This is a genomic window from Lysobacter enzymogenes, from assembly GCF_017355525.1.
GTDB lineage: Bacteria > Pseudomonadota > Gammaproteobacteria > Xanthomonadales > Xanthomonadaceae > Lysobacter > Lysobacter enzymogenes_C.
In genome coordinates this window covers 325178-338510 of record NZ_CP067395.1, presented here as the reverse complement: position 1 = coordinate 338510, position 13333 = coordinate 325178, and the positions used below count along the sequence as shown (strand labels likewise).

Below are 13333 nucleotides of genomic sequence, written 5' to 3'. Positions count from 1 at the left end.
AAGAACACCATGAAGGCAATGAGTGCGGTTTCCTATACAGCCTTGATTCTGAGTTTTGGCCTCGCTCAAGCTTGCCCACCGGGAAGCGTCCTGCAAAAAGGAAACGGCTGGGAGGGGTGCGTGGGCCCTCCCGCGTCCAATAGAACGACTTGGGAGGACCGTTGGGGCGCGATCGCAATGGATGACTCCAGTGGCGCCTTCGGTGCGTCCAACTCTGAAACTTCAAGGAAGAAAGCTGAAAAAAAAGCCATTTCCATCTGCGAGGGCGGAAAGAAGAACAAGTGCCAACTCAAGTTCACCTATTTCAACCAATGCGCAAGCGTCATCGCCGGAAAGCGCTGGAACTACACGCAAAGCCACAACACCATCGCCGACGCGGTTTCGCGTGGCTTGGACAGATGCCGGCAAGAGGACCAGGAATGTGAAATCTTCTATTCGGCCTGCAGCACTGCAGAACTCGGAAACTAGCCCCCCAACAAAGAATAGACAGCCCAAAAGCCATCTTCCTCAGACGGGATAGCGACGCTTCTGGCTGTATACAGCCCCGAATTTACGGCCCAGATTACCCGACCTGAGCAGTGGCTTCTGCAGCGGCTTTGTTCATCGGCCTGGGCCCGATCTTCATCCTTTGCCTGCTGTTCGACCAGACCAAGGACCTGTTCCGGAAATGGCTGTTGTACGGCATCGGCACCTTGTTCTCGATGTCGATGTTAAGCGTGGCGGCCATGACCATGGAGCTGATGGGCAAGGTGGCAACGGCGCTTTGGGTGGCCAAGCAGCTCGGTATCGCCGGCACGGATTACGAGCGCCTTGGAACCCAGGCGATGCAGCAAGGCGGCATCGGGTTGTTGATGACGGTGCTGCTCGTGACGATTCCGCCGACGGCGGCGATGTTTTTCCAGGGGACCGTCGGGAGTTTCAACTATAGCTCGGCGTTCGCGAAGCCGTCCCCTACCGATCGAACGACCGACAATGCAAACACTCAATAGCCCGCCGCTAGAGATGTCGGTGGCCCGATCCTGCAACAGCAGTACCGATCGCCCAATGAGCAGCCGTCCGGCAATAGCGATCGAATCAAGCAGGAGCACGAAGTAAAGAAAATCTGACACCCCGGTGCAGAGCGAAAGGCCGAGCAACCACATCGCTCGGACATGAGGATTGGAGCGTGCCATGAGAATTGCGAATTTACTGCTGCTTCCGACTATCCTGCTTTTGCCCGGCCCTGCTCCGGCCTGCCCGCCTGGAAGCGTCGCGCAGAAAGGCAACGGCTGGGAAGGCTGCGTCACAGGGCCCGAAGCCGCACCAGCGCCGAGTTGGGAAAAGCGCTGGCGCTCGATGACGCGACGGGCGCCACCGGCGCCTCGAGCCTGGAGAGAACACAAGCAAAAGCCGAGAAAAACGCACTTGCGAATTGCAGGAAGCAGGGAGGCGAGGCGTGCAGGATGGAAATCAGCTACCACAATCAGTGCATCGGTTTCGTCGTTGGAAAAACCAAGTACTTCGTTCGCGCCGACTACTCTCTGGATCTGGCCGTCTCCAATAGCCTCGACAAATGCACAAAGGAAAACGAGGGGTGCCGGCTCATCTACTCGAGCTGCAGTCTTCCGGAAAGAGTTCGATAACCGGCACCCCGCACTCGCGACCTGACGGATACTTCCACCGCCGCGGGCTACCCGTTCCGAATCGATCAACGCCCCGCGAACCGCAGCCGCGCCGCCTCGGTCACCGGCGTATAGAACGCGATCGGGCTGCCTTCCGGATCGTTGAACATGAACGTCCGGTTCCCCCACGGCATGTCCTTGGGTTCGTGCACGAGGTCGACGCCGGCCCGCAGGCGGGCGAACTCCGCGTCCACGTCGGCGACCATGAATTCCAGAATAGCGGTGCGGTTGGCCGCCGGTTGCGCCGCGCCGGGCTTGAACAGCGCCATGGTTTCGACGCTGCCGATCGCGAGGGTCGCGGCGGGCGTGACGATCTCGGCGAACACCGGCGCGAGCCATTGGGCGGGGGTCGCGGTGATGTTCTCGTAGAACGACACCAGGGCGCCGATGTCGGCGGCGATGAGGCGTACCGATGCGAATTTCATGGGAATTCCTTGCTCAGCGGTTCGGGGAGGAAGCTTGCGCACGCACCCTACCGGGCCCATGCTGACAGCGTCGTGGCAACAGGAACCGGCGCGCATGCGTCGCACCGACCAGCTCTTTCAGATCATCCAGATACTGCGGCGCTCGCATCGCCCGGTCACGGCGCAGCGGCTCGCCGATGAGCTGGAAGTGTCCAGGCGCACGGTGTACCGGGCCGTCGCCGATCTGATCGGCCAGCGGGTGCCGATCTACGGCGAGCCGGGACTCGGTTACCTGCTCGGGCCGGGCTACGAGATGCCGCCGCTGATGCTGACGCCCGACGAAATCGACACCTTGGTCTTGGGCGCGCAGATGGTGTCCGAGCTTCGCGACACGGCCCTGGCCGGCGCCGCGAACGACGTCATCGCCAAGCTCGCCGCGGTCGCGCCCGAGCATCTGCACGGGCATTTCGCCGAACCGGGCGTGGCGGCCAAACCTTCGCCCGACGATGCAGCCGACGCAGCGGACAGCCGCGCGCTGCGCGCCGCGATCCACTCGGGCCGCAAGCTGCGGCTGCGCTATCGTTCCGCGGACGCCGAACTCAGCGAGCGGATCGTCTGGCCGGTCGCGCTGGGCTATGCGCAGACGCACTTTCTTCTGATCGCCTGGTGCGAGAACAAGGCCGGCTTCCGCCACTTCCGCACCGACCGCATCCTGGCGATGGATGTGCTCGACGAGCCGATCGGCGTGCGCCGCGGCGAGTTGAGAAAGCGCTGGGTGCGCTGGCGCGAAGCCGAGCGCCGACAGCTCGGCGAGGGCGCGTAAGCGACCAGGCTGCGCGTCGCCGCGAGGACCGTCGCGCACGCACCCCGCCCTGCGCTTGGCCGGATCCTGGTTCGCCGCCTGAGCATGCGCTGGCCGCGCCGGTCAGCGTCGCCGCCGTCGCATGGGTCGGCAGCGCTGTTTCTTTCGATGACGCCGCGTCTGTCGACGGCACAGTTTCTGTACCCACACCTACGCAACTGAAAGTTGGCTATTGATTTAGCCGAAGTTGCAGGTTTAACTGCGCCCGAATCGACAACCCGAACGTGCACAAGAAAACACCGTCGAATGGCTGAAGCCGGCGCCCGCCGCAACGGCCCGCCGATCGGACCCGCACGGCGTCGCCCGCTCAACGGACTGAATCATGCCCACCACCGCATCGCTGCTCCACTGGCTGCTGCCGCAGGCGCAAGGCATCGGCGACTACGTGTTCTTCAAGCTGGTCAACGACTACTTCAGCCATGAGATCGACAGCTTCGGTCTCGGGCTGATGCGGCGGATGATGGCCTGGGCCGCCGGCATCGCCCAGGTGCTGGTCACGCTGTGGGTGATGATCGCCGGTTACCGCATGGTCACCGGCCAGTCGCGCGAGCCGATGATGGGGCTGGTGGTCGGCGGCGCGCGCATCGTCTGCATCGTCGCGGTCGCGACCACGATGTCGGTCGGCGGCGCGCCGCTGCACCGGTTCCTGACCCAGGACCTGGATCGCGAGATCCACACGCTGTTCACCGCGCAAACCGGCTCCAGCGCCGACGCCATCGACCGCAACCTCGCCTACATGCAGGTCGCGCTCAACGCCATCGACGCGATCCAGGTGCCCGACGGCGACGAAGCGCTGCAGGCGCGCAAGCAGCAGGCGCTGCTGTTCGCCGGGCTCGGCACGGCCGGGCCGCCGATGGTCGCCGGGGCGATGCTGCTGCTCTACAAGTTCACCCTCGCCCTGTTCGTCGGCCTCGGCCCGCTGTTCGTGCTGTGCCTGATCTTCGAGCAGACCAAGGATCTGTTCCGCAAATGGCTGATGTACGGCCTCGGCACGCTGTTTTCGATGGCGACGCTGAGCGTGGTCACGGCGATGACGATGAAGCTGCTGGCGAAGGTCGCGGTGGCGTTGTGGGTGTCGAAGATCGCCGGCGTGCTCGGCGACAACAGCGAAGGGTTGACGGCGCAGGCGATGCAGCAAGGCGGCATCGGGCTGCTGATGTCGGTGCTGCTGGTGACCGTGCCGCCGGCGGCGGCGATGTTCTTTCAGGGAACTGTCGGCAGCTTCAGCAGCCTCTCCCAGATCGGCGGCCGCTCGCCGCCGCCTGACCCTGGCTCGCGCGGAAGCGGACTTCCCGCATCCGGCGGCCATTACGAACGCGATGCCGGCGGTGCCCGCACCGCGCCGCCCTCGCATCCGAGCGGCCCGTTCCGCTGAACTCACTCACGCGCTGATCGCAGAGGAAATATGAAATCAAAGCCTTGGTCGCTCGCCGTACTCTTCTACGCTGTAGTCGGCGCAGCCACCGCTCAAGGCGGCTGTCCGGCGGGCTACTACCAGAACAATCCAAGCGGAGGCGGCTACATCGGCTGCGCCCCGATCCCCGAGCAACCCGCGCCCGTGCAATGGACGCAACGCTGGGGCGCGATCGCCGGCGACGGCCGGGGCCATTGGGGCGAGTCCGATTCGCGCCGCTACCGCATCCAGGCGACGCGCGAAGCGCTGCGCCGATGCCGCGAGAACGGCGGCGAGCGCTGCAAGCTGACGGTGACCTACGGCGACCAATGCGTAGCCCAGGCGTCCGACGGCGCGACCGCGGTGGCGATGGTCCGCCCCACCCGCGAAGCCGCCGTCGACGCCGCGCTGAGCGATTGCGCCGGCTATGCGCAGGGCCGCGAATGCCGCATCAGGTACGCCGCCTGCAGCCAACTCTGAGGATGGTTCGAATCCCGCAACGCGAACCGCCCGCGCCCCTCTCATCAAGACGGTGTCCCATGCCTGCGAAGCACGTCGTTTTCGTCCTTCCTCTTTCCCTCATTCTCGCCTGCGCGACCTGCGTCGCCGCGCCGGCGCGCAAGAACGCGGGGAGCGCGCACGCCAGCGTCCTGCGGCCGCAGTACCAACGCTGCCTCGATGCCAGCGGCGGCGTCGCGCCCGCGATGCAGGACTGCATCGACGAGGAGCATGCCTGGCAGGATCGCCGCCTCAACGAGACGTACCGCCGCCTCGTCGCGCACTTGCCGGCGAGCGAAGCCGCGACGCTGCGCGAGCGCCAGCGCGCCTGGATCCGGCAGCGCGACCGCGACTGCGATCCGGGCGCGGCGCCGGGACAAGGGCAGTTGTTCGACGCCGACAGCTGCCGCACGCGCCGGACCGCCGAACGCGCCGCGCAATTGCAGGCGCAACTCGACCGCCTGCGCTGACGCCGACGCCGCGCCCCCACACCCACCACGCGACAAGGAACCACGCTAATGACCAAGGACTGGAAACTCGGCAGCACGTCCGAGCATTACGAGACCGGCGGCCGCGGCGCGGCGACGGTATCGACCGGCAACGGCGATCACGGCGGCGTGTCCTACGGCGCCTATCAGCTGTCCTCGCGCGCCGGGACGCTGCGCGAGTACCTGCAGCAGTCCGACTACCGCGACCGCTTCGCCGGGCTGACGCCGGCCACGCCCGCGTTCAACGCCCGCTGGAAAGAGCTCGCGCGCACCGACCCGGGGTTCGCCGCGGACCAGCACGAATACATCAAGAGCAGCCACTACGAAGCCGAGCGCGACCGGCTCAAGGCGCGCGGCATCGACCTGCGCGATCGCGGCCCGGCCGTGCAGGACGCGCTGTGGAGCACCTCGGTGCAGTTGCGCGCGCTGACGCCGGGCATCGTCGAGAAAGGGCTCAAGGAGAAATTCGGCCCGGATTACCGCCTCGACCGCTTGTCCGACCGCGATATCGTCGAAGCGATCCAGGACTACAAGCTGCATCACACCGAGCGCCTGTTCCGCAGCTCGCCGGAGGCGTGGGAAGGGTTGCGCAATCGCGCGCGCCACGAGAAGCAAGACCTGGTCGCGCTGGCCGAAGGCCGCGCGCCGGATCGCCACGAACGCGCGCAGGCGCCGCGCTCGGCCGAGGTCGAACGCGCCCAGGCCGCGCTCAACGCGCTCGGCATCGGCGACCGCGAGGGACGGCCGCTGGAGCTCGACGGGCGGCTCGGCGCGCGCAGCCGCGAGGCCTTGCAGGCGTTCCAACGCGAACGCGGCTTGCACGACGACGGCCGGCTGGACGCATCGACGCTGCGCGCGCTGGACGCCGCCGTCGCCGCGCAATCCGCGCAGGCGCCGCAAGGTCCGCGCCTGGACCAGCGCGGCCATCCGGACCACGCCTTGTACCTGCAAGCCAGCGCCGCGCTGGAAAAGTTCGGCGACGCGTTCGGCCAGCGCGAAGACCGGCAGCGCGCGGCCGCGACGATGGCCTACGAGGCGCGCATCGGCGGGCTGCAACGCATCGACCATGTGTTGCTGAGCCCCGACGGACGCCGCCTGTTCGCGGTCGAAGGCGACCCGCACGATCCTTCGCACCGGCGCGCGGTCGCGGACAAGGCCCAGGCCTGTGCGCAGAGCGTGCAGGAGAGTACGCGCGCGCTCGCGCAGGATGCGCAGGCGATGGCGCCCGCACACGCGCAGCCGGCGGCGGCGCAGTCGAGCGCGCCGAGGCAGGTTTGAGCGTCTGGCGAGGCCGCCGGAACATGCGCTCGCTGCGGTGCGGCGACCGCTGTGGATCGCGATGACGGGAACGAGAGCGTCGGGGCTGAAGCCCTCCCACAAGAGCTCCGACGCGCAATCCGCCGTGCTTCGAACGGGCACATCGCTACTGTGGGAGGGCCTTCAGGTCCGACGCTTTCCGCTAGCATCGCTGCGATCCAACACGAACGCATCGGGCCTGAAGGCCCTCCCGGAAACCAACCCGGGGCTCAGCCCACCGCCGCGGTCACCACGATTTCGACCCGGTACTTGGCATTGGCCAACGGCGCCTGCACGGTCGCGCGCGGCGGCGTCTGGCCCGGCACGACCCAGGCGTCCCACACCGCATTCATGCCGTCGAAGTCGGCCATGTCGGCGAGGAAGATCTGCGCCATCAGGATCCGGCTCTTGTCGGTGCCCGCGCGCGCCAGCAGCGCGTCTATCGAGGCCAGGGTCTCGCGGGTCTGGCCGCCGATGTCGAGGTCCACGCTGTCGGGCACCTGCCCGGCCAGATAGGCCACGCCGTTGTAGACCGCCATTTCCGACAGGCGCGCGCCTACGTCGAATCGCTGGATCATGCTTCACCTCGCTGCTGTGGGGCGGCCATTGTCCCGCATCGCGCGGCCGCGTACAGCCTCGGAGCTTACATCTCCGGCGTGTTGGACTGGATGATGCGGTCGCTCTCGGCGCGCTCGTCGGCGCGCTCGGCGCGGCGCGCGGCGTCGGCGTTGGCGCGGTGCTGGGCGCGCATCTGCGGCGGCAGCGCGTCCACTTGGCGATTGGGCTGCAGCATGGCCCGCTCGCCCGGCGGCAGCTGGCAGTTGCGGCTGAGGATTTCCAGTTCGTCGCCGTTGCGCGCCGCGCCGCTTTGCAGGTTGACCACGACCCCGAGCGTGTCGCCCAAGGGTTCGAGCTGGCGGCAGATCGCATCGACCGTATCGTAGCTGCGTTCGGCGTTGTGGCCGACGATGGCGAACAGGTTCTCGTTGTCGATCCACACCACCGAACGCACGCCCTTGACGCTGCGCGCGGCGATCCGCGCGTTCTCGCGGTCGACGCGCTTGCTCGGGTCGGCGAGCTTGATCGAACGGTTGAAGTCCTGATTGAGCTGCTGCAGGTTCTGTTGCAGCCCCTGCTGGTCGCCGCCGAGCGCCTGCGCGCGCATCTTGACCAGGCGCTGCGCGGTTTCGGCCGGATCCAGCGGCTTGCCGGCGCGCTGCGGCGGCGCCTCGCTTTCGGCGCTGCCGTTGCCACCGATGCCGCCCTTGCCGCAACCGGCCGACAGCGCCGCCGACAACGCCACAATTCCCACGATCGCACTGCGCTTCATCGCTGCACCTCGCCGCCGCGCGGCCTGGCCAAGGACCGGGCCCGGACGGCGACGCCGCCAAGCCACAGCGGCCTTATACCGCGCCGCGGCGTAAAACGGTTGTCGCATCGCAGCGCAACTGCGACCGCTATCGCGCTTGGGGCGATTGCCCGGCGTATCTTGCGAATCCGCAACGGCGGCCGCGCGCCTTCCGCGACCGGCGCACGAATTCAGCTTCATCGCGCCGTTACATTCGGCTCCAGGCGCATCGCCAGCGCGCCCGCTCCGCCGCCCCGCGCGGCGACGGCCGGATATCGCACCGGCCGCGGCGGGCGTTCTGAGCGCCGCATACCGATAACGACACCATCGCCAACGCAGTCGACGCATCGCGCATCCGCCGCGACGCGCCTTGGGGGGAACCGGCACCGCCAACCCTGAGGAATCGTCATGCCCAAGCACCTGGTTTCGCTCACGCTCCGCTCCCGTACCGCCCTCGTCCGCGCCGCCGGCCTGTTCGGCCTGCTGTGCGCGCACAACGTCCTGGCCGCGCCGCAGGCGCCGGCCGAGGCCGGGCTCGCGCCCGCCGCCTCGACCCTGGCCGCCTGCAATTACGTCGACTGGACCCGCGGGGTCAACTACACCCTCGGCACCATCGTGCGCTATCCGCCGAACAACCAGTTCTACAAGCTGGTCAACGTCGGCAGCAACGGCAGCGACGGCACCGACCCGACCATCAGCACTTGGTACTGGCAGCCGACCACCTGCGACAGCGGCCCGGCGCCGGGCGGCTTCGTCGTCAGCGAGGCGCAGTTCAACCAGATGTTCCCGAACCGCAACTCGTTCTACACCTACGCCGGCCTGATCGCGGCGCTGCGCTCGTATCCGGGCTTCGCCAAGGACGGCGGCGACACCGTCGCGCGCCAGGAAGCGGCCGCGTTCCTGGCCAACGTCCACCACGAGACCGGCGGGCTGGTGCACATCCGCGAGCAGAACCAGGCCAACTGGGACCATTACTGCCAGCCGGCCGGCAGCTGCGGCGGCAAGCAGTACTACGGACGCGGCCCGATCCAGCTGAGCTGGAACTACAACTACGCCTCCGCCGGCAACGCGCTCGGCCTGGACCTGCTCAACAACCCAGACTGGGTCGCGACCAACGCGGCGATTTCTTGGCAGACCGCGCTGTGGTACTGGATGACCCAACGCGGCGCCGCCAGCAACACCCCGCACCAGGCGATGGTCAACCTGCGCGCGTTCGGCGAGACCATCCGCGCGATCAACGGCGGGATCGAGTGCAACGCCAGCGGCGTCGGCCACCAGCAGATGCTCAACCGGGTCGCGAACTACCGCAGCTTCACCGCGATCCTCGGCGTGCCGACGGGCAACAACCTGCAGTGTTGAGGGGCGGCTGCGCCCGGCCGCTGCGGCGGTCGGGCGTGGTTGCGCAGTGGGCGTAGCGTCGCGGTCGCGGCTCGCGCCGCTCCTACAGGCAGCCCATGTAGGAGCGGCGCGAGCCGCGACCGCGAAAACCCAACTACGCCGAACCCCGCCTACCCCAGCAACGACTCAACCATCGAACGCCGCGCACCCGATCTCCTGCGTCCCCGGCCGCTTGCCCGCGCGTACGAACTGAATGTCCGGCATCGGCACGTCCTCGCTCGCGGCCGCGGTCGGCACGCCTTCGCGGTAATCGTCGCGGTACACCGCCGGCAAGGCCTGCGCGCCGATCGCCGCGCGCGCCTGTTCGGCGCTGGCGTCGACCTGCACCGCGAACATCGCGCCGCTGTCGAAGTAGTAGCTCACCTGACGCACCGGGAACCCGTGCAAACGCACCGGACGCGCCGGCGTCAGCGTGCCCGAGCCGACGCCGACCTCGCCGACGCTGGCGTCGTCGCTGATGCCGACGCCCGCCGCGCGCAGGCGCCGGGCGAACTGCGCGTCCTGCAAGTCGGCGATGTAGTCGCCCTTGCAACTCGCGTTGGCGGCGATCCAGGCTTCGAAATCGAAGGCCGGCGCGGCCGCCGCGACCGGCGGCGGCGCAGGCGGCGCCGGCTGTGCGGCGCTTTGCGGCGCGTCCGCGGCAACGCAGCCGATCAACGCCATGACGGATACGACCGATACCGCCGCGAACGCAGCGCGCGCGGCCCCGAACCTGCTCGAACTCATGCCTGTCCTCTCCCTGGATCCGGCGACAGCCTACCCGTTCGCCGGCGCCGGCGCAGCCGCGGCGTGCGGCGGCAGGGTGATGCAGGCGCCGCTGCCGTTGGCCGGCGGCTGGCTCGGGAACTCGCGCTCGGGATAGACGAACACCGGCGAGGTGGCGACGAAACCGTCGGCGAACGAGAACTCGACGAAGGCCGCGCCCCAGCCGCGCGCCGGCTTGGCCAGCGCCGCGTCGACCGCGCCGCGGCGCAGGTCCAGCGCCTGTTCGCGGTAGCGCACGCCGCAAGCGAAGCGGAAATCGCGCGAATCCGGATTCTCGGCCAGCCACAGCCGCGCCGACACCGGACGCTCGGACGCGCGCGCGCTCAGGCTCAGACGGCCGTCGCGCTCGCTCAGCCGCGCCTGCACCCGCGGCAGCGCCTGCTGCCGGTTCCAGCGCCGCAAAGCCGGAATCAGGGTCTCGCGGATATGCCGGCGGATGCCGCCGTGATCGGAGTTCGGCGCCGCGCGCAACGCGGTCGCGCCGGGCAGATCGTCGACGTACAGGCGCTGCGCGTCGGGCGGAAAGAAATCGTCGCCGCTCGCGCTGACCACGTATTTGGGAATCGCCAGCCTGGAGCGGTAAGGCCCGCGCAGATAAGCGTACGGATCCTCGACCTGCATCAGCTGCGCGAACGCGGGCTCCTGGTAACGCCGGGTGACGCCTTCCTGATAGTAGGGCTGCAACGCGATCGGCCAGCCGCCGCCATACGCGCGGTTGATGTGGCCGATCAACGGCGCGATCCGCATGTCGATCACGTACGACACGATCGCGCTGACCCGCGGATCGCCGATCGCGGTCAGCCACGCCGCCCAGCCGCGCTTGGACGCGCCGGTGACCACGAACGAGCGCAGCCGCCACGGCGCCAGTTCGCGCTGGGCCAGGTCCATCGCCTTGACCGCGCTCTCGGCCATCGGCACGTGCAGCGGCACGGTCGCGTTGGCGGCGTTGGGTTCGTCGAGGAAGCGGCGCCAGGTCGCGGCGACGAGCACGTCCTCTTTCTTCGGCGCTTCGCCGGGCAACGTGAGGTACTGGTTGGGGACGTCGGACACCGAGACGACGATGGTCTGGGTCGCGAGCGCGGTTTCCAGCGCCAGCGCCTCGTCGAAATCGCCGGGCGGGCGCTGCGGGTCGCTGCCGTTGGCGCGATTGGTGCCGTTGTTGATCACCAGCAGCGCCGACTTCGGCCGCGCCGCATCGGGCACGTACAGATCGACGCGATGGCTCCATTGCGCCGGATCGGCGCCGCCGGTTTCCGGCCAGCTCTGCGAGTACAGCCGGTAGCTGCGTTTCTCCGCGCCGTCCAGGCGCACGCGCTCGATCGCTTCGTAGCGCAGCGGCAGGCGCGATTGGCGCTGGCGGTAATCGGGCCACGCGTGGCCGAAGTCGTACGGGCGATGCGAGGCGGCGGAATCGGCGACGGTGGGCGCGACGGAGCCGGCATGCGCGGCGCAGCCGGCGGCGAGCGCGACCGCGAGCAGCAGTACGGCGCACGCGCGGACAAGACGGGAACGGGCCATGTGCGGAATCCTGGGCGGCTAAGGGCCGCAGCATAAACCGCGCCGATGGCGGACGCCCGCGCGGATTGTCACCCCGACGCGGTGAGACCCGGCGCGAGCGCCGACGCCGCAGCCGCCGCGCTCGCGCCATGCGCGTGCGTCGCCGCACGACGAACCGTCGCTAGATGCATCGTCGCGTCTTTCGGCGCAGACCGCGCAGGTCCTGTGCGCATGTGTGGAACGACGCAACGACCTCCTTGCAGGCTTCCGCCACCGCCGCGCGATCGCTCGCGTGCATGCCGCGTGACGACGAGTACGCGATCACCGTCGCGTCGTTCATTCATGCCGCAAGCGACCGTGCACACGAATCGTCCGATGCGCGCGAACGGTCACAAAACCGCTGACCTGTCGTGCGTTTCGGTCGCGTTGTTATCTTCGACATCGCCTTCGCACTGCGCGTCCGACCGCGTCCGAAGCCTTCAGCGCCGCCACCGCGACCCACCGTCCGCACGCCGACACGCGATCGCGCGCGGCCCGGTCGCGCGCGTTCCCGTCACGCCACGCCAAGAGAGAGGAATTCCGCCATGTGCACCAACTTCCTGCTGTCCGTGCCGAACCTGCCCGCCGTCGCCGGCCAGCCTTCGCTGCAACACATCTCCGCGCGCTGCATGGAGCTCACCGGCACCCTCGCCACGCGCTTGTACCGGGTGCCGGCGTTGCAGCAGTTTCCGGTGTTCAAGAACCACTCGCAGCCGTGGGTCGGCAGCTACGGCTTCGTCGGCCTGTGCGATCCGGAAACGATCCCCGAGTTCACCATGTTCATGGACGGCATCAACCAGACCGGCTTGTCGTGCGCGGCGCTGTGGCTGCCGGGCAGCGTGTTCGCCGAAAAAGCCGGCGCCGGCGAGCAACCGGTGGCGTTCCACGATTTCACCGCCTGGGTGATGAGTCAGTTCGACTCGGTGCCGTCGCTGGTCATGGCCTTGAGCAAGGTGCGCATCGTCGGTCCGCAACCCGGCGCGCCGACGTATCTGCCGGTGCACTTCATCGCCACCGACAGCCAGGGCCTGACCGCGGTGATCGAATGCGTCGACGGGCAGACCGTCGTCTACGGTCCCGACTACCGCGACGGCGCGACCAACGACGGCGTGCTGACCAATGCGCCGACCTACGACTGGCAACGCACCAACCTGGAGAACTACGCCCACCTCGACGTGGTCGGCACCGGCACTTCGCGCAAGGCCGGCGGCGTGCCGGTCGGCGCGGGGCTGATCGGGTTGCCGGGCGACATCACTTCGGTCTCGCGCTACGTCAAGGCGTGGACGCTGCGCCAGGGCTTCGCCAAGCTGCCCAAGGACGGCAGCGGCTGGCTGCCGACCGCCAAGCTCGACGGCGTCACCGGCAGCACCCAGACCATCGTCAACGTCGCCCTGCAACTGGTGACCACGATCCAGGCCACGCCTTACGGCACCGCGCTGGTGCACAAGGACGGCAAGGCGGGCCCGCAGCTCGGCGACTGGACCATGTGGCAAGTCGCGCGCGACCACACCAACATCGCGTTCTATTTCAACACCGCGTTCAACGCCACCGTCAACGGCGTGCAGCTCAGCGGCATCGACTTCGGCGGCGGCAGCGCCGCGCCGAAAAACTGGCCGTCGGTGCCGGTGATGCCGGCGCAAGGTCCGTGGTTCCAGGATGTCAGCGCCAGCTTGTGACAACTGTA

The 13333-nt window shown here is 68.3% G+C and carries 15 protein-coding genes and 1 pseudogene; 11 read left to right on the top strand and 5 right to left on the bottom strand.

Translation table 11 applies throughout. From position 1 onward, the window contains the following. Positions 1–9 precede the first annotated feature (9 nt). The 3 genes from JHW38_RS01730 (at position 10) to JHW38_RS25845 (ending at position 1622) form a co-directional block, all read left to right on the top strand. A complete protein-coding gene (locus JHW38_RS01730) occupies positions 10–468 on the top strand; it encodes a DUF4189 domain-containing protein (RefSeq protein WP_207524322.1) in 459 nt (152 codons plus the stop codon). Positions 469–596: 128 nt separating this feature from the next. Further along, the gene (locus JHW38_RS01725) at positions 597–989 is read left to right on the top strand and encodes a type IV secretion system protein (RefSeq protein ID WP_242691133.1); all 393 of its coding nucleotides are present in this window, start codon (positions 597–599) and stop codon (positions 987–989) included. A gap of 162 nt (positions 990–1151) precedes the next feature. Beyond that, positions 1152–1622, top strand: coding sequence for a DUF4189 domain-containing protein (locus JHW38_RS25845; protein ID WP_428995280.1), 471 nt, complete (start codon positions 1152–1154; stop codon positions 1620–1622). 65 nt (positions 1623–1687) lie between these two features. Here the strand turns inward: JHW38_RS25845 and JHW38_RS01715 are convergent, their stop codons facing one another. Then, positions 1688–2128 carry a VOC family protein gene (locus tag JHW38_RS01715; protein ID WP_242691131.1) on the bottom strand — a complete coding sequence of 147 codons (441 nt, stop codon included), beginning with the start codon at positions 2126–2128 and terminating at the stop codon, positions 1688–1690. 52 nt (positions 2129–2180) lie between these two features. On the opposite strand from JHW38_RS01715, the gene JHW38_RS01710 reads away from it, so the two are divergent. The 6 genes and pseudogenes from JHW38_RS01710 to JHW38_RS25840 all read left to right on the top strand — a co-directional run. Beyond that, the gene (locus JHW38_RS01710) at positions 2181–2888 is read left to right on the top strand and encodes a helix-turn-helix transcriptional regulator (protein ID WP_207524319.1); all 708 of its coding nucleotides are present in this window, start codon (positions 2181–2183) and stop codon (positions 2886–2888) included. A 361-nt stretch (positions 2889–3249) separates the two neighbouring features. Then, entirely contained in the window at positions 3250–4302 is a 1053-nt protein-coding gene (locus JHW38_RS01705) for a type IV secretion system protein (RefSeq protein WP_207524318.1), read from the top strand. A 183-nt stretch (positions 4303–4485) separates the two neighbouring features. After that, positions 4486–4800: a DUF4189 domain-containing protein gene (locus tag JHW38_RS01700; RefSeq protein WP_207524317.1), complete on the top strand. Its 315-nt coding sequence runs from the start codon at positions 4486–4488 to the stop codon at positions 4798–4800. Between the two features lie 59 nt (positions 4801–4859). Next, positions 4860–5288 carry a lysozyme inhibitor LprI family protein gene (locus JHW38_RS01695; RefSeq protein ID WP_207524316.1) on the top strand — a complete coding sequence of 143 codons (429 nt, stop codon included), beginning with the start codon at positions 4860–4862 and terminating at the stop codon, positions 5286–5288. A gap of 48 nt (positions 5289–5336) precedes the next feature. Next, complete coding sequence (locus tag JHW38_RS01690; RefSeq protein WP_207524315.1) at positions 5337–6584, top strand: peptidoglycan-binding protein; 1248 nt, start codon at positions 5337–5339, stop codon at positions 6582–6584. Between the two features lie 51 nt (positions 6585–6635). Beyond that, a pseudogene (locus JHW38_RS25840) lies at positions 6636–6803 on the top strand (DUF6053 domain-containing protein); the annotation flags it as partial. A gap of 29 nt (positions 6804–6832) precedes the next feature. On the opposite strand, the gene JHW38_RS01685 reads toward JHW38_RS25840, so the two are convergent. Both JHW38_RS01685 and JHW38_RS01680 read right to left on the bottom strand, forming a co-directional pair. Next, entirely contained in the window at positions 6833–7180 is a 348-nt protein-coding gene (locus tag JHW38_RS01685) for a RidA family protein (RefSeq protein ID WP_207524314.1), read from the bottom strand. A 65-nt stretch (positions 7181–7245) separates the two neighbouring features. After that, the gene (locus tag JHW38_RS01680; RefSeq protein ID WP_207524313.1) at positions 7246–7932 is read right to left on the bottom strand and encodes a hypothetical protein; all 687 of its coding nucleotides are present in this window, start codon (positions 7930–7932) and stop codon (positions 7246–7248) included. Between the two features lie 426 nt (positions 7933–8358). Between JHW38_RS01680 and JHW38_RS01675 the strand changes: the two genes are divergently transcribed. Then, positions 8359–9309, top strand: coding sequence for a chitinase (locus JHW38_RS01675; protein ID WP_207524312.1), 951 nt, complete (start codon positions 8359–8361; stop codon positions 9307–9309). A gap of 165 nt (positions 9310–9474) precedes the next feature. On the opposite strand, the gene JHW38_RS01670 is transcribed toward JHW38_RS01675, so the two are convergent. Further along, positions 9475–10074, bottom strand: a complete 600-nt coding sequence (locus JHW38_RS01670; RefSeq protein ID WP_207524311.1) for a hypothetical protein — start codon at positions 10072–10074, stop codon at positions 9475–9477. A 30-nt stretch (positions 10075–10104) separates the two neighbouring features. Further along, positions 10105–11631: a PhoPQ-activated pathogenicity-related family protein gene (locus tag JHW38_RS01665; RefSeq protein WP_207524310.1), complete on the bottom strand. Its 1527-nt coding sequence runs from the start codon at positions 11629–11631 to the stop codon at positions 10105–10107. Between the two features lie 563 nt (positions 11632–12194). Between JHW38_RS01665 and JHW38_RS01660 the strand changes: the two genes are divergently transcribed. Further along, positions 12195–13325, top strand: a complete 1131-nt coding sequence (locus JHW38_RS01660; RefSeq protein WP_207524309.1) for a linear amide C-N hydrolase — start codon at positions 12195–12197, stop codon at positions 13323–13325. Positions 13326–13333: the final 8 nt, after the last annotated feature.